The organism is Microbacterium sp. MMO-20, assembly GCF_037147735.1.
Classification (GTDB): Bacteria; Actinomycetota; Actinomycetes; order Actinomycetales; family Microbacteriaceae; genus Microbacterium.
In genome coordinates, this window is the sequence record NZ_JBBCUU010000008.1 from 43,966 (window position 1) to 63,701 (window position 19,736).

The 19,736-nt window shown below is 68.2% G+C and carries 16 protein-coding genes; 6 read left to right on the plus strand and 10 right to left on the minus strand.

Features of this window, described 5'->3' with window-relative positions; all coding sequences use genetic code 11:
• Positions 1-56: 56 nt before the first annotated feature.
• From tkt to pgl, 6 genes are read left to right on the plus strand one after another with little or no spacing between them, the layout of a single operon-like run.
• Positions 57-2,138 (plus strand): transketolase, encoded by a 2,082-nt coding sequence (gene tkt, locus WFI52_RS11020; RefSeq protein WP_336626936.1) that lies wholly within the window; start codon positions 57-59, stop codon positions 2,136-2,138.
• Entirely contained in the window at positions 2,135-3,259 is a 1,125-nt protein-coding gene (gene tal / locus WFI52_RS11025; protein WP_336626937.1) for a transaldolase, read from the plus strand. The genes tkt and tal overlap by 4 nt, the downstream gene beginning before the upstream one ends.
• Entirely contained in the window at positions 3,256-4,884 is a 1,629-nt protein-coding gene (locus WFI52_RS11030; protein WP_336626938.1) for a glucose-6-phosphate isomerase, read from the plus strand. The genes tal and WFI52_RS11030 overlap by 4 nt, the downstream gene beginning before the upstream one ends.
• 14 nt (positions 4,885-4,898) lie before the next feature.
• Positions 4,899-6,449: a glucose-6-phosphate dehydrogenase gene (gene zwf / locus WFI52_RS11035; protein WP_336626939.1), complete on the plus strand. Its 1,551-nt coding sequence runs from the start codon at positions 4,899-4,901 to the stop codon at positions 6,447-6,449.
• A complete protein-coding gene (locus tag WFI52_RS11040) occupies positions 6,446-7,405 on the plus strand; it encodes a glucose-6-phosphate dehydrogenase assembly protein OpcA (protein WP_336626940.1) in 960 nt (319 codons plus the stop codon). The genes zwf and WFI52_RS11040 overlap by 4 nt, the downstream gene beginning before the upstream one ends.
• A gap of 8 nt (positions 7,406-7,413) precedes the next feature.
• Complete coding sequence (pgl, locus tag WFI52_RS11045) at positions 7,414-8,193, plus strand: 6-phosphogluconolactonase (protein WP_336626941.1); 780 nt, start codon at positions 7,414-7,416, stop codon at positions 8,191-8,193.
• Between the two features lie 4 nt (positions 8,194-8,197).
• Here the strand turns inward: pgl and WFI52_RS11050 are convergent, their stop codons facing one another.
• The 10 genes from WFI52_RS11050 to uvrA form a co-directional block, all read right to left on the minus strand.
• On the minus strand, positions 8,198-8,554 hold the full coding sequence (locus WFI52_RS11050; RefSeq protein ID WP_336626942.1) for an RNA polymerase-binding protein RbpA: 357 nt from the start codon (positions 8,552-8,554) through the stop codon (positions 8,198-8,200).
• The gene (gene secG, locus WFI52_RS11055; RefSeq protein ID WP_336626943.1) at positions 8,554-8,802 is read right to left on the minus strand and encodes a preprotein translocase subunit SecG; all 249 of its coding nucleotides are present in this window, start codon (positions 8,800-8,802) and stop codon (positions 8,554-8,556) included. The genes WFI52_RS11050 and secG overlap by 1 nt, the downstream gene beginning before the upstream one ends.
• Positions 8,803-8,901: 99 nt before the next feature.
• A complete protein-coding gene (gene tpiA / locus WFI52_RS11060; protein WP_336626944.1) occupies positions 8,902-9,684 on the minus strand; it encodes a triose-phosphate isomerase in 783 nt (260 codons plus the stop codon).
• Positions 9,684-10,901 carry a phosphoglycerate kinase gene (locus WFI52_RS11065; RefSeq protein WP_336626945.1) on the minus strand — a complete coding sequence of 406 codons (1,218 nt, stop codon included), beginning with the start codon at positions 10,899-10,901 and terminating at the stop codon, positions 9,684-9,686. The genes tpiA and WFI52_RS11065 overlap by 1 nt, the downstream gene beginning before the upstream one ends.
• Before the next feature lie 11 nt (positions 10,902-10,912).
• The gene (gene gap / locus WFI52_RS11070; RefSeq protein WP_336626946.1) at positions 10,913-11,923 is read right to left on the minus strand and encodes a type I glyceraldehyde-3-phosphate dehydrogenase; all 1,011 of its coding nucleotides are present in this window, start codon (positions 11,921-11,923) and stop codon (positions 10,913-10,915) included.
• Positions 11,924-12,058: 135 nt separating this feature from the next.
• A complete protein-coding gene (locus WFI52_RS11075; RefSeq protein ID WP_336626947.1) occupies positions 12,059-12,688 on the minus strand; it encodes a superoxide dismutase in 630 nt (209 codons plus the stop codon).
• 157 nt (positions 12,689-12,845) lie between these two features.
• Positions 12,846-13,823, minus strand: a complete 978-nt coding sequence (gene whiA / locus WFI52_RS11080) for a DNA-binding protein WhiA (protein ID WP_336626948.1) — start codon at positions 13,821-13,823, stop codon at positions 12,846-12,848.
• 40 nt (positions 13,824-13,863) lie between these two features.
• Positions 13,864-14,739: an RNase adapter RapZ gene (rapZ, locus tag WFI52_RS11085; protein ID WP_336626949.1), complete on the minus strand. Its 876-nt coding sequence runs from the start codon at positions 14,737-14,739 to the stop codon at positions 13,864-13,866.
• A 26-nt stretch (positions 14,740-14,765) separates the two neighbouring features.
• Positions 14,766-16,727 (minus strand): excinuclease ABC subunit UvrC, encoded by a 1,962-nt coding sequence (uvrC, locus tag WFI52_RS11090; RefSeq protein WP_336626950.1) that lies wholly within the window; start codon positions 16,725-16,727, stop codon positions 14,766-14,768.
• A 1-nt stretch (position 16,728) separates the two neighbouring features.
• The gene (gene uvrA / locus WFI52_RS11095; RefSeq protein WP_336626951.1) at positions 16,729-19,644 is read right to left on the minus strand and encodes an excinuclease ABC subunit UvrA; all 2,916 of its coding nucleotides are present in this window, start codon (positions 19,642-19,644) and stop codon (positions 16,729-16,731) included.
• Positions 19,645-19,736: the final 92 nt, after the last annotated feature.

The following is a 19,736-nucleotide window of genomic DNA, read 5'->3' on the forward strand; positions in this document are numbered from 1 at the left end:
GGCGCCGCCGCCCGATCCCCTCGGCCGCACTCCCCTCACTCTCGAAAGGGCGGTCCGTGTCGGAACTGCGTTGGGATGAAATCGATCGGCGTGCGGTGGACACCGCCCGAGTGCTCGCGGCGGACGCCGTCGAGAAGGTGGGCAACGGCCATCCGGGAACGGCGATGAGTCTTGCTCCCGCGGCGTACCTGCTCTACCAGCGGGTCCTGCGCCACGACCCGGCGGACACGCAGTGGCTGGGACGCGACCGGTTCATCCTCTCGGCGGGTCACTCGTCGCTCACACAGTACGTGCAGTTGTATCTGGGCGGGTTCGGTCTGGAGCTGAAGGACCTCGAGGAGCTCCGCACGTGGGGGTCGCTGACTCCGGGGCACCCGGAGTACGGTCACACGAAGGGCGTGGAGATCACGACGGGTCCTCTCGGTCAGGGCCTCGCCTCCGCGGTCGGGTTCGCGTACGCGGCACGATACGAGCGAGGCCTGTTCGACCCCGCCGCTGCCGCGGGCACCTCGCCGTTCGACCACTTCGTGTACGTGATCGCCGGCGATGGCGACCTGCAGGAGGGCGTGACATCGGAGGCCTCCAGCCTCGCGGGTCACCAGGAGCTCGGCAACCTGATCGCGATCTACGATTCCAACCAGATCTCGATCGAAGACGACACGAACGTCGCTTTCACGGAAGACGTCGCGAAGCGATACGAGGCGTACGGCTGGCAGGTCCAGGTCGTGGATTGGAAGAAGACCGGCGAGTACGTCGAGGACGTCGCCGAGCTGTACGCGGCGATCGAGGCCGCGCAGGGCGAGACGTCCAAGCCGTCGCTGATCATCCTGAAGACGATCATCGGCTACCCGTCGCCGGGCAAGCAGAACTCCGGCAAGATCCACGGGTCCGCGCTAGGAGCGGACGAGCTCGCCGCGACGAAGAAGGTCCTCGGCTTCGACCCCGAGCAGCACTTCGCCGTCGACGACGCCGTCATCGCGCACACCCGCGAACTCGGTGACCGGGCCGCCGAGGCACGCAAGGCGTGGCAGGCGGACTTCGACGCGTGGGCTTCCGCGAACCCCGAACGCAAGGCGCTGCTCGACCGACTCGAGGCGGGCGAACTGCCCGACGACCTCACGGCGCCGACGTTCGAGGCGGGCAAGGACGTGTCCACTCGTGCCGCGTCGGGCACCGTCATCAACGCGCTCGCCGCGCAGCTCCCCGAGCTCTGGGGCGGTTCGGCGGACCTCGCCGAGTCGAACCTCACGACGATCAAGGATGCCAAGTCGTTCATCCCGGCGGAGTGGTCCACCCACGAGTGGTCCGGCGATCCGTACGGGCGCGTGCTGCACTTCGGCATCCGCGAGCACGCGATGGGCGCGATCGTCAACGGCATCAAGCTGCACGGGCCGACGCGCCCGTTCGGTGGCACGTTCCTGATCTTCAGCGACTACATGCGCCCCCCGGTACGCCTCGCCGCGCTCATGGACATCCCGTCCGTGTTCGTGTGGACGCACGACTCCGTCGCGCTCGGCGAGGACGGGCCCACCCACCAGCCGATCGAGCAGCTGTCCACGCTGCGCCTGATCCCGAACTTCACCGTCGTGCGCCCCGCAGATGCGAACGAGACCGCCGCGGCGTGGCTCGAGATCGTCCGCCGCACCACGGGAGGCCCCACCGGCATCGCCCTCACGCGGCAGAACATCCCCGTGTTCCCGCGCGGCGAGCAGGGCTTCGCGACCACGGACGGCGTCGCGAAGGGCGCGTACGTGCTCATCGACGCCGAGAACGGCGCCCCGGACGTGATCCTCGTCGCCACGGGCTCCGAGGTTCAGCTCGCCGTTCAGGCGCGCGAAACGCTCGCCGGGGACGGCATCCAGGCCCGCGTCGTGTCAGCACCGTCGCTCGAGTGGTTCGCCGAGCAGACGCCGGAGTACCGCGAGTCGGTCCTCCCGGCGGCCATCAAGGCCCGCGTCTCCGTCGAGGCGGGCTCCACCCCGCTGTGGCGGAGCATCGTCGGCGACACCGGCCGCACCATCGGCATCGACCACTTCGGCGCGTCCGCCGACTACAAGACCCTGTTCGAGAAGTTCGGCATCACCGCCGATGCGGTCGTGGAAGCGGCCCGCGAGACCGTCAAGGAGAACAACGCATGAGCACCCCCACGCAGGACCTCGCCGCCGCCGGCGTCAGCATCTGGCTCGACGATCTCTCCCGCAAGCGCATCGACTCCGGCAACCTCGCCGACCTCATCAAGACGCGCGACGTGTCCGGCGTGACGACGAATCCGTCGATCTTCCAGGCCGCGATCGGCAACAAGGACGACGATTCGTACGACGCCCCCCTGGCCGCGCTCGCGGCCCGGGGTGTCTCGGCCGACGAGGCGATCTTCGAGATCACCACGACCGATGTCGCGGATGCTGCGGACATCTTCCGTCCCGTGTTCGATGCGACGGGTGGCGTCGACGGCCGCGTATCGATCGAGGTCTCCCCCGACCTCGCGCATGACACGGCCGCGACGACCGCCGAGGCGCAGCAGCTGTGGGCCAAGGTCGACCGCCCGAACGCGCTCATCAAGATCCCCGCGACGAAGGCGGGCCTGCCCGCGATCACCGCGACTCTCGCCGCCGGCATCTCGGTCAACGTGACCCTGATCTTCTCGCTCGAGCGCTACGGCGAGGTCATCGACGCCTACCTCGCCGGACTCGAGCAGGCCCGCGCGAACGGTCACGACCTCCGCGGCATCCACTCCGTCGCCTCCTTCTTCGTCTCCCGCGTGGACACCGAGGTCGACAAGCGCCTCGCTCAGATCGGCACCGACGCCGCGCTCGCGCTGAAGTCGAAGGCGGGCCTCGCCAACGCGCGCCTGGCATACGAGCTGTTCGAGAAGCGCTTCGCCGAGCCGCGCGCGCAGGAGCTCGTCGCCGCCGGCGGCAACGTGCAGCGCCCCCTGTGGGCCTCCACCGGCGTCAAGGACCCGGCTCTGCCCGACACGCTCTACGTGACCGAACTCGTGGCGCCCGGCACCGTCAACACGATGCCCGAGAAGACCCTCGAGGCCACGTACGACCACGGCGTGGTGACCGGCGACACCATCACCGGCGCCTACGCCGACGCTCATCGCGTCTTCGACGAGCTCGCCGCTGCCGGCATCGACATCGCCGATGTCACGCAGCTGCTCGAGGACGAGGGTGTCGAAAAGTTCATCGCGTCCTGGCAGGACCTCAAAGCGACGGTTTCCGCGGCGCTCGCCGCCGCGCCGGAGAACGCCCGGTGAGTTTCGAGATCCACGTCTCCGGACGTGTCAAGCACGTCGTCGACGCGACGCTGCCCGCTCTCGTCGACGCGCTGGTCGCGAGCGGGATCACCGCAGGTGATCCCGACCTCTGGGGTCCGGATGCCGCAGAGGAGGCCGCGCGCCGCCTGGGGTGGGTGAACGCGGTCACCGTCTCCCGGCCGCTGGTGCCCGAGATCGAAGCGCTGCGCGCGGAACTCGTCGGCCGCGGCATCACGCGCGTCGTCCTCGCCGGGATGGGCGGTTCGTCGCTCGCCCCCGAGGTGATCGCGGCGACCGCCGGAGTCCCACTGGTCGTCCTCGACTCGACTGCTCCAGGGCAGGTCCTCGCCGCGATCGACGGTGACAGTGCGGCCGGCGGCCTCGCCGAGACCGTCCTCGTCGTCTCCTCGAAGTCCGGGTCGACGGTCGAGACGGACTCCGCACGACGCGCGTTCGAGGCTGCGTGGCACGACCTCGGTATCGACCCCGCAGAACGCATCGTGGTCGTGACGGACCCGGGTTCGCCGCTCGACACATCAGCGCGTGAGGCCGGCTACCGCGTCTTCAACGCCGACCCGACCGTCGGCGGGAGGTATTCCGCCCTGACCGCCTTCGGGCTCGTACCGTCGGGCCTCGCCGGCGTCGACATCTCCGAGCTCCTCGACGAGGCGGAGGCGACACTGCTCGAGGTCGCGATCGACGACCCGCGCAACCCCGCGCTCGTCCTCGCCGCCGCCATCGCCGGCAACGCCACGGGCATCCCCCGTCGTGACAAGCTCGGGCTCGTGCCGGACGGCACGCACATCGTGGGTCTGCCCGACTGGATCGAGCAGCTCGTCGCGGAGTCCACCGGCAAGAAGGGCACCGGCATCCTCCCGGTCGTCCTCCTGCCGGTGTCCCCGGAAGTCGAGCAGACCCCGGCGGACCTGCAGATCCTGCGCCTCGTGGACGACGCGGTGCACTTCCAGATCATCGAACAGCACCCCGACGAGATCCTCATCAGCGGTTCGCTCGGCGCGCAGTTCGTGGTGTGGGAGTACGCGACGGCCATCGCAGGTCGCCTGCTGGGCATCGACCCGTTCGATCAGCCCGACGTCGAGTCCGCGAAGGAAGCTACCCGAGGGCTCCTCGACGCGCGCCCCGAGACCGGAGCTCCGGCGTTCGTCGAGGGCGACGTCGAGGTGCGCGTGTCGGATGCCGCTCTGGCCGCCTCCGGCACCCTGGCGGGCGTTCTCGACGCGCTCTGGGCTCGCCTCGGCGCAAGCGGATACGTCGCGATCCAGGCCTACGTCGATCGCACCGCCGTGCCGCAGCTCGCGGGACTTCGGGAGCTCGTCGCCGCCGATAGCGGGCGACCCACCACCTTCGGGTGGGGTCCGCGGTTCCTGCATTCAACCGGCCAGTACCACAAGGGCGGACCGGCCGACGGCGTGTATCTGCAGATCCTCGGTTCGGGCGAAGTCGATCTCGAAATCCCGGGTCGCCCGTTCACCTTCGGTCAACTGATCGCCGCACAGGCTGCCGGCGACGCGTCCGTTCTGATCGCACACGAGCGTCCCGTCGTGACGCTGACCCTCACCGACCCGCAGACAGATGTGTTGGCGCTGTTCGAAGCAGCGCAGTAGGAGAGTTCTTTCCGATGACCGTGGAGATCTCGCGTGGGCACAACCCCCTGCGCGACCCCGATGACCGCCGCCTGAACCGCATCGCCGGTCCCAGCGCGCTCGTCATCTTCGGCGTGACAGGAGACCTGTCGCGCAAGAAGCTCATGCCCGCCGTCTACGACTTGGCCAACCGAGGCCTGCTCCCACCGGGCTTCGCGCTGGTCGGGTTCGCGCGACGCGACTGGGAGGACCAGGATTTCGCGCAGGTCGTGCACGACTCGGTGCGACAGTACGCCCGTACGCCGTTTCGTGAGGAGACGTGGAAGCAGCTGCTGCAGGGCATCCGCTTCGTCTCCGGCGAGTTCGGCGACGATGACGCGTTCCGACGCCTGCGCGAGACCGTTGAGAAGCTCGACGTCGAGCGCGGCACGATGGGCAACCATGCGTTCTACCTCTCGATTCCGCCGCGCGACTTCCCCATCGTCGCGAAGCAGCTCAAGCAGTCGGGTCTCGTCGACGACAAGTCGACGAACCCCGATGCGTGGCGTCGGGTCGTGATCGAGAAGCCCTTCGGTTCCGACCTGCAGACCGCGCGCGAGCTCAACGCTGCGCTCGAGGTCGCATTCCCCGCCGACTCGATCTTCCGGATCGACCACTACCTCGGCAAGGAGACGGTCCAGAACATCCTGGCCCTGCGCTTCGCCAACGAGCTCTACGAGCCGATCTGGAACGCCAACTACGTCGACCATGTGCAGATCACGATGGCCGAGGACATCGGTGTCGCGGGCCGCGCGGGCTATTACGACGGCATCGGTGCAGCGCGCGACGTCATCCAGAATCACCTCCTGCAGCTGCTCGCCCTCACCGCGATGGAGGAGCCGATCTCGATGTCGGCTACCGACCTGCGCTCCGAGAAGGAGAAGGTCCTCGCCGCGGTACGGCTTCCCGACGATCTCTCCGCCGCCACGGCGCGCGGCCAGTACGGCGGTGGCTGGCAGGGCGGCGAGGAGGTCACCGGGTTCCTCGCCGAGGACGGCATGAACCCCGACTCGACCACCGAGACATACGCCGCCGTGAAGCTCGAGATCGCCACGCGCCGCTGGGCCGGCGTGCCGTTCTACCTGCGCACGGGCAAACGTCTCGGCCGTCGCGTGACCGAGATCGCGGTCGTGTTCAAGCGCGCCCCGCAGCATCTGTTCCAGCGGAACCAAACCCTTGAGCTCGGTCAGAACGCGCTCGTCATCCGTGTCCAGCCGGACGAGGGCGTCACGATCCGCTTCGGCTCCAAGGTTCCGGGGGCCGCGAACGAAGTCCGCGACGTCACGATGGACTTCGGATACGGCCACGCCTTCACGGAGTCGAGCCCCGAGGCCTACGAACGCCTCATCCTCGATGTGCTGCTCGGCGACCCGCCGCTGTTCCCCCGTCACGAAGAGGTGGAGCTCTCCTGGAAGATCCTCGACCCCATCGAGGAGCACTGGAGCCAGCAGGGCGGTCCGCTCGAGCAGTACTCCCCCGGCTCCTGGGGTCCCCCGTCCGCCGATGAACTCCTGGCCCGCGACGGCCGCGTCTGGAGGCGCCCGTGATCGTCGATCTGCCCGACACCACCGTCTCGAAGATCGCCCGCTCCCTCGTGAGCGTGCGCGAAGAGGGCGGCGCCGTGGCCCTGGGCCGCGTCCTCACCCTCGTCATCGTGACGACGCACGGCTTGCAGGAGGAGGCGATCGAGGCCGCCAACGACGCGTCTCGTGAGCACCCCATGCGTGTCATCGTGCTCATCGCGAACGTCGAGGGCGACGCGAAGCTCGATGCGCAGATCCGCGTCGGCGGCGACGCCGGAGCGAGCGAGGTCATCGTGCTGCGCGCGCACGGACCGGCGGCCGCCAGCCAGGAGGGTCTCATCACGGGGCTGCTCCTTCCCGACGCCCCTGTCGTCGCATGGTGGCCCGACTTCCCGCCCGACCAGCCCGCGGCATCCGATGTCGGACGCATGGCCCAGCGGCGCATCACGGATGCCTCGACGAAGCCCTTCGCGAAGGATCGCTTGTCGCAGCTCGGCGCCTCGTACGCCCCCGGTGACACGGACCTCGCATGGACGCGTCTGACGCACTGGCGCGAGCAGCTCGCCGCGGTGCTCGACCAGCCGCCGTACGAGCCCGTCACGGGTGTCGAGGTCATCGGAGCGGGCAGTTCCCCCTCGACGGGTCTTCTCGCCGCGTGGCTGCGACTGGAGCTCGACGTGCCCGTGGCGTGGCGATACGCGCCGCAGGGCGATTGGGACCACGGCATCCGTTCGGTGCGACTGACCCGACCGTCCGGCGACATCCTGCTCGAGCGCAGCAACGACATCGACGCGACATTGACTCAGCCGGGGCAGCCCGCCCACGACATCGTGCTGCCTCGGCGGACCCTGCGCGAGTGCCTCGCCGAAGAGCTCCGTCGCCTCGATCCCGACCTCCTGTATGGTCGAGTGATCACGGAAGGCTGGGACCTGATCGGACCCCCCGAGCATCTCGAGGCGTCCCCCCAGTCCGAGTCTTAGGAGCTCCGATGGCGCAGTTGTGGACCGAGAAGCGCGTGGTCGTCAGCGCGGGCGCCGAGACCCTGGCATCCGACGTCGCGGAACGGCTCATCGTGCGCCTCATCCGTCGCTCGCTCGCAGGCAAGACCTCGCACCTCGTCCTCACAGGCGGCAACATCGGCACCGCTGTACTCCGCGCGGCGGGTGCGCATCCGAGGCGCGCGGACGTCGACTGGTCGACGGTTCATTTGTGGTGGGGCGACGAGCGCTTCCTGCCCGCCGGGGACCCCGACCGCAACGACGTCGGTGCGCATGCCGCGTTCATCGATCACATCGACATCCCACGGCAGAACGTCCACCCGCTCGCGGCCGTGGGTGAAGTCGCCGACATGGATGCTGCTGCGGAGGCGTACGCCGCAGAGCTCGCCCGCTACGGCGACGAAGAGCGAGCGTGGCCCGCCTTCTATCTCTGCTTCCTCGGCGTCGGCCCGGACGGCCACATCGCGTCGCTCTTCCCTGATCGCCCCGAGATCCAGGTCACCGACCGCACCGTCGTCGCGGTGCACGACGCTCCGAAGCCCCCGAACGACCGACTGAGCCTCACGCGCCCCGTCCTGAACTCATCACGGTGCGTCTGGCTCGTCGTCTCCGGCGTCGACAAGGCGTCCGCCCTCGGACTGGCGCTCGCGGGCGCGAGCTACGAGACGGTGCCGGCGGCGGGTGCGAAGGGGCGGCGGCGCACTCTCTTCTTCGTCGATGAGGATGCCGCGGCGAACGTTCCCGGCGAACTCATCGATCAGGAGTTCTGAGCGCTCAGGCCTGCCCGCGCCGCTCGCGCAACTGGTGCAGAGCATCCTCGAGGAGGGCGTCGGCCTCTTCCTCGGTACGACGCTCTTTCACATAGGCGAGGTGCGTCTTGTACGGCTCGGTCTTCGCGAGCGCGGGTGGGTTGTCCTTATCGCGACCGGCAGGCAGACCCGAGTGCGGCGAATCGATGACTTCGGGGATCTCCTCCTCGGGAATCCCCGCCGCGAAGTAGCGGACAGTCTCGTTGCCCAGGGCATCCCAGTACGACACCGCGACGCGGTCGGCGTGGTGGCCGTGATCCTGCTCGCCCATGGGTCCGGCACCGACACGGGTGCCGCGGATCGCGTTTCCTCCGGTGGCCATCAGATCCCCTGGAACTTTGTGATGAGTCCGAGCGCGACGATGGAGACGAACCACACGAGCGCAAGGACGACGGTGAAGCGGTTGAGGTTGCGTTCGGCGAGCCCCGACGATCCCATCGCGGAGCTCACGCCGCCGCCGAACATGTCGGACAGTCCGCCACCACGTCCCTTGTGCAGCAGGATCAGGAGGGTCAGCAGGAGGCTGGTGATCCCCAGCAGGACCTGCAGCACGAACTCGAGGATGTCCACAGTCGAAGAAGCCTTTCGCGGCGCCCACGGCAGGGCGCACAAAGGTCGAGTATACCGTTCGCGGACGCCTCCTTCGGGAGGCGTCCGCGAACGCGGGCGTCAGACGCCGACGTGCTTCTGGTACCGGATGATCGCGGCGAACTCGTCCGCGACGAGGCTCGCCCCGCCGACGAGCGCGCCGTCGACATCGGGCTCGCGCATGAAACTCGCGATGTTGCCCGACTTCACCGACCCGCCGTACAGGATGCGCGTGCGCGCCGCAGCGTCGGCTCCGAGTTTGTCGGCGATCACGGCGCGGAGAGCGGCACAGACTTCCTGCGCCTGCTCGGGCGAGGCGACCTGCCCGGTCCCGATGGCCCAGACCGGCTCGTAGGCCACGACGATGTCGGCGTCCGCCGAGACACCCTCGAGGGCGACCTCGAGCTGCCCGACGGAGACGGCGGTGGGACCGGACTCCTCGCGCTGCTCGAGGGTCTCGCCCACGCAGATGACCGGCACGAGGCCGTTTCGCAGTGCCGCCTGCACCTTCTCGCCGACGAGCTCGTCGGTCTCGTGGTGGTAGTCACGGCGCTCGGAGTGCCCGATGATGACGTACCGGCATCCGAGCTTCGACAGGAAGACGCCGGACACCTCACCGGTGTAAGCGCCGGAGTCCTTCGTCGAGAGGTCCTGAGCCCCGAAAGCGAAGGGGATCTTGTCGGCGTCGATGAGGGTCTGCACCGTGCGGATGTCGGTGAACGGCGGGAAGAGGGCGACCTCCACCGAGCCGTCCTCATGCGCGGCGTCCTTCAGCGTCCAGTGCAGCTTCTGGACGAACGCGACCGCCTGCAGATGGTCGAGGTTCATCTTCCAGTTGCCGGCGATGAGGGGGGTACGTGCCATCAGCTTTCCCATCCGAGGATCTCCAGCCCGGGGAGCTTCTTGCCCTCCAGGAATTCCAAGCTCGCGCCGCCGCCGGTCGAGATGTGACCGAACTGGTCGTCCGCGAAGCCGAGCTGACGCACGGCCGCAGCAGAGTCACCGCCACCCACGACCGAGAGTCCGTCCACCTCGGTCAGGGCCTGCGCGACCGCCTTCGTGCCCGCGGCGAATGCCGGCATCTCGAAGACGCCCATGGGCCCATTCCAGAACACGGTCTTCGACGAGCGGATGGCGTCGGCGAAGATCTTCGCGGTCTCGGGGCCGATGTCCAGCCCCATGCCGTCGGCACCGAAGGGGGTGTCCTCGAGCGCGTCCGCGGCGGCCACGACGTGGTCGGCATCGGCCGCGAACCCGGAGGCCATGACGGCATCGACCGGCAGAATGAGCTCGACGCCCTTTTCCGCCGCCGTCGCGATATAGCCCTTGACGGTATCGATCTGGTCGACCTCGAGCAGGCTCCTGCCGACCTTCAGGCCCTGCGCAGCGAGGAACGTGAAGAGCATTCCCCCACCCACGAGGATCTTGTCGGCGCGCGGCAGCAGGTGCTCGATGACGCCCAGCTTGTCGCTGACCTTCGACCCACCGAGGACCACCGCGTACGGACGCTCCGGCTTCTCGGTCAGGCGGTCGAGGACGTCGACCTCCTTCTCGATGAGGAAGCCGGCGGCCGAGGGCAGCAGTTCGGCGAGCTCGTATACCGAGGCCTGCTTGCGATGTACGACGCCGAACCCGTCCGAGACGAGAGCCTCGCCGAGCGCGGCGAGCTGCTCGGCGAACGCGCCGCGCTCGCCGGCATCCTTCGCCGTCTCCCCGGCGTTGAACCGCAGGTTCTCGATGACGGCGACGTCACCGTCCTCGAGGGCGGATGCCGCGGTCTGCGCGGACTCCCCCACGGTGTCGTTCGCGAACGCGACCGGCTTGCCGAGGAGTTCGGACAGGCGCTGTGCGACCGGCTCGAGGCTGTACTTCGGGTCGGGGGCCCCGTCGGGGCGACCGAGGTGCGAGCATGCGATGACGCGCGCGCCCTGGTTGATCAGATGATTGAGCGTGGGAAGAGCCGCCCGGATACGGCCATCGTCCGTGATGACGCCCTCTTTGAGAGGGACATTGAAGTCAACACGGACGATGACGCGCTTACCGGCCAGCGAACCCAGGGAATCGAGGGTACGCAGAGCCATGATGTTCTAGATCAGAGCTTCTCGGCGACGAGCTCGGTGAGGTCGACGAGACGGTTCGAGTAGCCCCACTCGTTGTCGTACCACGCCGACACCTTGACGAGGTTGCCCGAGACGTTCGTCTGGCCCGCGTCGAAGACCGACGAGTGCGGGTCGTGGACGATGTCGGTCGAGACGATCGCGTCGGTGTTGTACTTCAGGTAGCCCACGAGCGGACCCTCCGACGCGGCCTTCTCGTACGCCGCGTTGATCTGGTCGACGGTCAGCCCCTCGGTCGGGGTGATGATCGTGAGGTCGACGATCGAGCCGGTGGGAACCGGAACGCGGTACGACGAGCCGGACAGCTTGCCGTTGAGCTCGGGCAGGACGAGACCGATGGCCTTCGCGGCACCGGTCGCGGCCGGGACGATGTTGATCGCCGCGGCGCGAGCGCGGTGCAGGTCGCTGTGCGGGCCGTCCTGCAGGTTCTGGTCGGCCGTGTACGCGTGCGCGGTCATCATGAAGCCGCGCTCGATGCCGAAGTTGTCGTTGAACACCTGCGCGAGGGGTGCGAGGCAGTTCGTGGTGCACGACGCGTTGGAGATGATGTTCATCGTCGCCGAGTCGTAGTCACCGTCGTTGACGCCCATGACGAACGTGCCGTCGACATCGGTGCCGGGAGCCGAGATGATGACCTTCTTCGCGCCACCGTCGATGTGCTTCTTGGCGTCGACGGCCTTGGTGAAGCGGCCCGTCGATTCGATCACGATGTCGACACCCAGCTCGCCCCAGGGCAGGTTCGCGGGGTCGCGCTCTTCGAAGACCTTGATGGACTTGCCATTGACGGTGATCGAGTCCGCGTCGTACGAGATCTCGGCGTCGAGGCGGCCGCCGACGGAGTCGTACTTGAGCAGGTGGGCGAGCGTCTTGTTGTCGGTGAGGTCGTTCACCGCCACGATCTCCAGGTCCGCGCCCTGCTCGAGCGCCGCGCGGAGGAAGTTTCGTCCAATACGGCCGAAGCCGTTGATGCCGATCTTGACAGACACGTTGTCTCCCGATTCTGTCGCGTCGTGTTGGCGGTGCCGAGCACCTCGACGCGTTCGATTGGTATATGAGAAGAGGATGCCGGGTCTTCCCCGCTGCCGGGCGGGACCCGGCATCCTCACCTGGTCACGACACTACTACTTGAGCAGGCCCGCCGTCTTCTCGCGCGCCGTCGAAAAGCGCTCGGCGACGTTGCCCCAGTTGGCGATGTTCCAGACGGCCTTGACGTAGTCGGCCTTGACGTTGAGGTAGTCCAGGTAGAAGGCGTGCTCCCACATGTCGAGCTGGAAGATCGGGACGGTGCCCTGCGCCGTGTTCGACTGCTGGTCGAAGAGCTGCTGGATGATGAGTTGCTCGCCGATCGGGTCCCAGCTGAGCACCGCCCAGCCGGAACCCTGGATGCCGGTGGCCGCGGCCGTGAAGTGGGCCTGGAACTTGTCGAAGCCGCCGAAGTTGTCGTCGATCGCAGCCTTCAGCTCGCCCTCGGGCTCACCGCCGCCGCCGTCGTTGGCCGGGGCGAGGTTCGTCCAGAAGATCGAGTGGTTGACGTGACCGCCGAGGTTGAAGGCGAGGTCCTTCTCGAGCTTGTTCACGTTCGCCAGGTTGCCGGTCTCGCGCGCCTCGGCGAGCTGCTCGAGCGCGGTGTTCGCGCCCGTGACGTAGGCCTGGTGATGCTTGTCGTGGTGCAACTCCATGATCTTGCCGCTGATGTGGGGCTCGAGGGCCGCGAAATCGTACGGGAGGTCCGGGAGTGTGTACTTCGCCATGTTCTCTTCTTCCTGTTCGCGCCGCGCGCGGGGCGCGGCGGGGGGACGAGTCTCATCCTATTGACGTGCAACGCTCGCGACAGGGGGTTGTTCCCTCTCTGCCGCACCACTACGCCTCTACCGCGAACCGGCCGGCGACCGGCGGAAGTGCGGCGCGTCAGTCCTCGAAGCCCTCGGGGACGGCGGATTCGGTGCCGGGAATGCCGTCGGCGGTCGCCTTCTTGTCTGCCATCGCCAGCAGGCGGCGGATGCGGCCGGCGACGGCGTCCTTCGTGAGCGGCGGGTCGGCATGATGACCGAGTTCGTCCAGGCTCGCGTCGCGGTGCGACAGCCGCAGCTCCCCCGCCTCCTTGAGGTGATCGGGCACGTCATCTCCGAGGATCTCGAGAGCCCGTTCCACGCGCGCGCACGCCGCGACGGCGGCCTGAGCCGATCGTCGCAGGTTGGCGTCGTCGAAGTTCACGAGGCGGTTCACGCCCGCGCGCACCTCGCGACGCTGCCGCATCTCCTCCCACGCATCGGCCGTGCGGATCGCCCCCATCTCGGCGAGGGCGACCCGGATGGCATCGCCGTCGCGCACGACGACGCGCGGGATGCCGCGGACCTCGCGCGCCTTCGCGGTGATGCCCAGGCGATGCGCTGCCCCGACGAGTGCCATGGCTGCCTCGCCCGACGGGCAGGCGATCTCGAGCGCGGCGGAGCGCCCGGGATCGGACAGTGACCCGGCCGCGAGGAACGCGCCGCGCCACACCGCCGCGAGGTCCGGTCGCGCGCCCGTCGTGAGCTTGTTCGGCAAGCCCCGAACCGGACGGCGCCGCTGATCCAGCAGTCCGGTCTGGCGGGCGAGGGTTTCGCCGCCGTCGATCACCCGGACCGCGAACGTGCCGCCGGTGCGACCACCCGACGCCTGCACTCGGTGCAGTTCGGGCCGCACCCCGTAGAGCTCCATGATGTCGCGGGCGACACGTCGAGCGAGCAGATCCGACTCGAGCTCGGCCTCTACCGCGACGCGTCCGGCGATCTGGTGCAGTCCCCCTGAGAACCGGAGGATCGCGGTCAGTTCCGCCACGCGAGCCGTGGGTCGAGGGTCACGTACCCCGGCCAGCTCGGTCTTCACGTCGACGGTTGGTGACACGGCGATCCTTCGGTTTTCGGTGCGGGGACGAACGACCAGCCTACTCGCGTCCGAGGTCTCGATGCTTCACGCGGACCGCCACTCCGGGCACCTCCGAGAGCCGCGCCGCAAGCTCGACCGCGGTCACGACCGACCGGTGCTTGCCCCCCGTGCACCCGATCGCGACGACCGAATGCCGCTTGTTCTCCCGCTGGTATCCCTCCAGCACGGGGTGCAGCGCGGTCGCGTACGCATCGATGAACTCTCGCGCCCCGGTCTGGCCGAGGACGAACTCGCGCACCGGCTCCTCCTCCCCCGTCAGCCCCTTCAGTTCGGGAATCCAGAACGGATTGGGCAGGAACCGCATGTCAGCGACGAGGTCGACGTCGGTGGGGAGACCGTACTTGAATCCGAAGCTCATGACCGTGACCGTGTGCCGGGCCTCGCCCTCCTCACTGAACAGGTCGACGACGCGGGTCGCGAGCTGGTGGATGTTCAGTGCGCTCGTGTCGATGAGGACGTCCGCGCTCTCGCGGATCACCGCGAGCCGCTCGCGCTCGCGCCGGATTCCGTCGAGGATCGTTCCGTCCGCCTGCAGCGGGTGGGGGCGCCGGACGGACTCGAAACGACGCACGAGCACGTCGTCAGAGGCATCCAGGAAGAGCACCCGGACTTGTCTCGCTGCGCGCAGCGCACTCGCCACAGCGGGGAGCTCGCGAAAGAGATCGCGGCCGCGCACGTCGACGACGGCGGCGATCTTCGGCAGCGCGCCGGCGGCGAGGTCGGAGATGTCGAGCAGCGGCCGGAGCATCTGCGGAGGAAGGTTGTCGACGACGTACCAATCCAGATCTTCGAGCGCGTTCGCGGCGGTCGTGCGCCCGGCGCCGGACATCCCGGTCACGATCAGGATCTCGCCGGCGACCTCGTCCTCAGCCACGTGTCCTCCCCACGATCTCCTTCAGCCTAGCGAGTCGACGCGGTCTCTCGAGCCTCGCGGGCGGGTGCCGCCCGCTTCGCGAGGCGCTCCTCGATGGCTGCGGCGAGCTTGGGGCCTATGCCGGGAAGCTCGATGATCTCTGCGACGCTCGCTCGACTCAGCGCCGCAACGGAGCCGAAGTGCTTGAGGAGCGCTTTGATCCGCGCCTCACCGAGTCCTGGCACCTCCGCGAGCACCGTCGTGATGTCTCGTTTGCGACGCGTGCGCTGGTGTGTGATCGCGAAGCGATGCGCCTCATCGCGCAGTCGTTGAAGCAGGTACAGCGCTTCCGAGGTACGCGGAAGGATGACGGGGTAGTCGTCGCCCGGCAGCCAGATCTCCTCGAGTCGCTTCGCGATCCCGCAGAGGGCGATCTCGGTGTGGCCGGAGTCCTGGAGGGCACGGGCGGCGGCGGCGACCTGCGGGGCGCCGCCATCGACGACGAGCAACTGGGGACGGTACGCGAATCGAGGACGCTTGCGCTCCGTCACCACGGGCGCCTCGGCATCCTGTGCGGCGGCGACGGCGCGCGCGGCGGCCTCGGCGTCGGCCGCTGCGTCGTCCCGATCGACGTGCGCGAGACGACGCATCAGAACCTGATACAGGGAGTCGGTGTCGTCGGTCGTCTCCGGAACACCGAAGGAGCGGTACTGATCCTTGCGCGGCAGGCCGTCTTCGAAGACCACCATGGATGCCACGACGTTGGTCCCGGACAGGTGCGAGACGTCGTAGCATTCGATGCGCAAAGGCGCCTCGTCCATGCCGAGCGCGAGCTGCAGATCGGTGAGCGCCTTCGTGCGGGCGGTGTAATCGGACGTGCGGCGCGTCTTGTGCAGGATCAGCGCCTGCTGGGCATTGATCGTGGCGGTGCGCAGCAGATCGGCCTTCCGTCCGCGCTGCGCGACCTGGAGCGAGACGCGCTTGCCGCGACGCTCCTGCAGCCACTGCTCGAGTTCCGCGGCATCGTCCGGGAGCGTCGGAACCAGGACCTGGCGCGGGATCTCACTCGGACTCGCCGCACCATATGTGCGCTGCAGGACCTGGTCCACGAGATCGGCGCCGGAGATATCGAGCTCCTTGTCGATCGTCGTCGCGCGAACACCCCGGACGCGCCCGCCGCGCACCACGAAGTGCTGAACGGCGGCCGAGAGCTCGTCCTCGGCGATGCCGAACAGGTCGGCGTCGGTGTCGTCGGCGAGGACGAGGGAGCTGCGGCTGAGCACCGCATCGATCGCCTGAAGTCGGTCCCGATATCGCGCCGCGGCCTCGTAGTCCATCGCGGCGGATGCCTCGCGCATCCGGGCCGTGAGTTCTCGCGTGAACCGGGCGTCGCCGCCCGCCATGAAGGCCACGAAATCATCGACGATCGCGCGGTGCTCCTCGATCGTGACCTTCATCGAGCACGGGCCGCCGCACCGCCCGATCTGTCCGGGGAAGCACGGGCGGCCCGTCGCCATCGCCTTCTTGTAGGAGGCATCCGAACACGTGCGGATCGGGAACACCTTGATCATGAGGTCGATCGTGTCGTGTACGGCCCAGATTTTCGGGTACGGCCCGAAATAGCGCGCGCCCGGGATGCGCCGGTTGCGTGTCACGATGACGCGCGGCGCCTCGTCGGCGAGGGTGATCGCCATGTACGGGTAGGACTTGTCGTCCTTGTATCGGACATTGAAGGGCGGCGAGAACTCCTGGATCCACATGTACTCGAGTTGGAGCGACTCGACGTCGCTCGCGACGACCGTCCACTCGACGGACGCCGCGGTCAGCACCATCCGGCGGGTGCGCTCGTGCAGCGTGTGCAGAGGGGCGAAGTAGTTCGACAGCCGCGCGCGCAGATTCTTCGCCTTGCCGACATACAGCACTCGCCCGTCGGCGTCGCGGAAGCGGTACACCCCGGGCTGTGTCGGGATCTCCCCCGGCTTCGGCTTGTACGGAAGCGCGTTCGCCATGTCAGCCGGCCTTGCGCCCTTCGGCGAGTTCGGGGACGAGCGCAGCCACGGTGGACCGGCCGCCGAGGACTTCGGCGAGGAAGGCGCCGGTGTGGCTCTCCGCGACACGAGCGACCTGCTCCGGCGTCCCGGTGGCGACGATCTGGCCACCGCCGGACCCGCCCTCGGGACCGAGGTCGATGATCCAGTCCGCAGACTTGATGACATCGAGGTTGTGCTCGATCACGATGACTGTGTTGCCCTTGTCGACGAGCCCGCCGAGCACCTCGAGCAGTCGCGCGACGTCCTCGAAATGCAGACCCGTGGTCGGCTCGTCGAGCACGTACACGCTGCGCCCGTTGGAGCGGCGTTGCAGCTCGGTCGCGAGCTTGACACGCTGAGCCTCGCCACCCGAAAGCGTCGTGGCGGACTGCCCGAGGCGCACGTATCCGAGCCCGACGTCGACGAGGGTCTTGAGGTAGCGGTGGATCGCCTGGATCGGTTCGAAGAACTCGGCCGCCTCGGAGATCGGCATCTCGAGCACTTCGGCGATGTTCTTGCCCTTGTAGTGGACGCTCAGCGTGTCGCGGTTGTAACGCTTGCCGTGGCACACTTCGCAGTCGACGTACACGTCCGGCAGGAAGTTCATCTCGATCTTGATCGTGCCGTCACCGGAGCACGCCTCGCAGCGACCGCCCTTGACGTTGAAGCTGAACCGGCCCGGCTGATAGCCGCGCACCTTCGCTTCGCTCGTCTCGCTGAAGAGCGTTCGGATGCGGTCGAACACACCCGTGTACGTCGCCGGATTCGAGCGCGGCGTCCGTCCGATGGGCGCCTGGTCGACGTGGACGACCTTGTCGAGGTTGTCGAGTCCCGTGACGCGTGTGTGCTTGCCGGCGACGCGGCGCGCGCCGTTGAGCTTCGTCGCGAGCACTTCGTAGAGGATGCCGTTGACGAGCGACGACTTGCCCGAGCCGCTGACCCCCGTGACGGCGGTGAGAACGCCGAGCGGGAAATCGGCCGTCACGTTCTTGAGGTTGTTCTCGCGCGCGCCGACCACCGACAGCATGCGCTTCTTGTCGATCTTGCGGCGCTTCTTCGGCGTCTCGATCGCCCGTCGCCCGCTGAGGTACGCACCGGTGAGCGACCGGTCCTCGGTGAGCAGCGACGAGAGCGGCCCGGAGTGGACGACCTCTCCCCCGTGCACGCCGGCGCGCGGGCCGATGTCGACGACCCAGTCCGCCGCGTGCACCGTCTCCTCGTCGTGCTCGACGACGATGAGTGTGTTTCCGAGGCTCTTCAAGTGCACGAGGGTCTCGATGAGACGACGGTTGTCGCGCTGGTGCAATCCGATCGACGGCTCGTCGAGCACGTAGAGCACGCCCGTGAGGCCGGAGCCGATCTGCGTCGCGAGGCGGATGCGCTGCGCTTCGCCGCCGGAGAGCGACCCGGCCGCACGACTGAGGCTCAGGTAGTTGAGTCCCACTTGGATGAGGAAGTCGAGCCGCGCGCGGATCTCCCGCAGCACGGCAGCCGCGATCTTCGCCTCGCGGTCGCTCAGCTCGAGCTCGGCGAAGTAGGCCTGCGCGTCGCCGAGGCTCATGCGGGAGGCATCCGCGATCGACCGACCGTGCACGAGTACGGCGAGGACCTCGGGCTTGAGGCGGTCGCCGTGGCAGACAGGACACGGCACTTCGCGCAGGTATTCGGCCCACCGCTGCCGCTGGGTGTCGGTTTCGGCCTGCGTGTACTGACGCTCGATGTACGGCACGACGCCCTCGAAGCCCGACGAGTAGCGCATCTCGCGGCCGTACCGGTTCTTCCACTTGACCGTGACCTTGTAGTTCTCCCCGCGGAGCACGGCCTCCTGCACCTCGGAGCGGAGCTTGCGCCACGGCGTGTCCAGAGAGAAGCCGAGATCATCGGCGAGGCCGACCAACAGCCGCTCGTAGTACTGGTACAGACCCTTGCCCTGCGTCGTCCACGGGATGATGACGCCCTCGTTGATCGAGAGTTCCTCGTCGCCCAGCATGAGCTCGACGTCCACGGACATCCGCGTGCCGAGTCCGGAGCACGCCGGGCAGGCCCCGAACGGCGCGTTGAAGGAGAAGGTGCGCGGCTCGATCTCCGTGAGCTGGAGGGGGTGGCCGTTCGGGCACGCGAGCTTCTCGCTGAAGCTCTGCCAGGCGGCGTCCCCCTCTTCGTCGACGAAATTGACCTGCATGATGCCACCGGCGAGCCCGAGCGCCGTTTCGACGGAATCGGTGACGCGACCGAGGATGTCGGGGGCGGCGACGAGGCGGTCGACGACGACTGCGATGTCGTGCTTGTAGCTCTTCTTGAGCACCGGCGGCTCCGAGAGCTGGATGAGATCGCCGTCGACGACCGCGCGCGCGTAGCCCTTCGCGGAGAGTTCCTTGAAGAGGTCGACGAACTCGCCCTTCTTCTGCGTGACGACGGGCGCGACGATCTGGTAGCGGGTGCGGTCGGGCAGATCCATCAGCTGGTCCGCGATCTGCTGCACCGTCTGGCGCTGGATCTGGGCTCCGCACTCGGGGCAGTGCGGTACGCCGATGCGCGCCCACAGCAGACGCATGTAGTCGTGGATCTCGGTGATCGTGCCGACCGTCGAGCGCGGGTTGCGGTTGGTCGACTTCTGGTCGATCGACACCGCCGGGCTGAGGCCCTCGATGAAGTCGACATCGGGGCGATCCACCTGACCGAGGAACTGGCGCGCGTACGCACTCAACGACTCGACGTAGCGCCGCTGGCCCTCCGCGAAGATCGTGTCGAACGCGAGGGACGACTTGCCCGATCCGGAGAGGCCGGTGAAGACCACGAGCGAATCGCGTGGGATGTCGAGATCGACGTTCTTGAGGTTGTGGACGCGGGCTCCGCGGACGCTGAGTTTCGAGGCTGCGACAGGGACGATAGGCACTCGTCAAGCTTAGGCGGGGCCTCCGACATCGGGCCCGGCGTGCGCTCTGGGCGTAGGGTCCCTTCCGCATTCTGCTGTGCGCGACTACCGTG

Coding starts and splice junctions, on each gene's coding strand:
- WFI52_RS11065 (WP_336626945.1), bottom strand. CDS start 10,901: ATGGCTCTGCGTACCCTCGATTCCCTGGGTTCGCTGGCCGGTAAGCGC.
- tal (WP_336626937.1), top strand. CDS start 2,135: ATGAGCACCCCCACGCAGGACCTCGCCGCCGCCGGCGTCAGCATCTGG.
- tpiA (WP_336626944.1), bottom strand. CDS start 9,684: ATGGCACGTACCCCCCTCATCGCCGGCAACTGGAAGATGAACCTCGAC.
- WFI52_RS11075 (WP_336626947.1), bottom strand. CDS start 12,688: ATGGCGAAGTACACACTCCCGGACCTCCCGTACGATTTCGCGGCCCTC.
- pgl (WP_336626941.1), top strand. CDS start 7,414: ATGGCGCAGTTGTGGACCGAGAAGCGCGTGGTCGTCAGCGCGGGCGCC.
- WFI52_RS11050 (WP_336626942.1), bottom strand. CDS start 8,554: ATGGCCACCGGAGGAAACGCGATCCGCGGCACCCGTGTCGGTGCCGGA.
- zwf (WP_336626939.1), top strand. CDS start 4,899: ATGACCGTGGAGATCTCGCGTGGGCACAACCCCCTGCGCGACCCCGAT.
- uvrC (WP_336626950.1), bottom strand. CDS start 16,727: ATGGCGAACGCGCTTCCGTACAAGCCGAAGCCGGGGGAGATCCCGACA.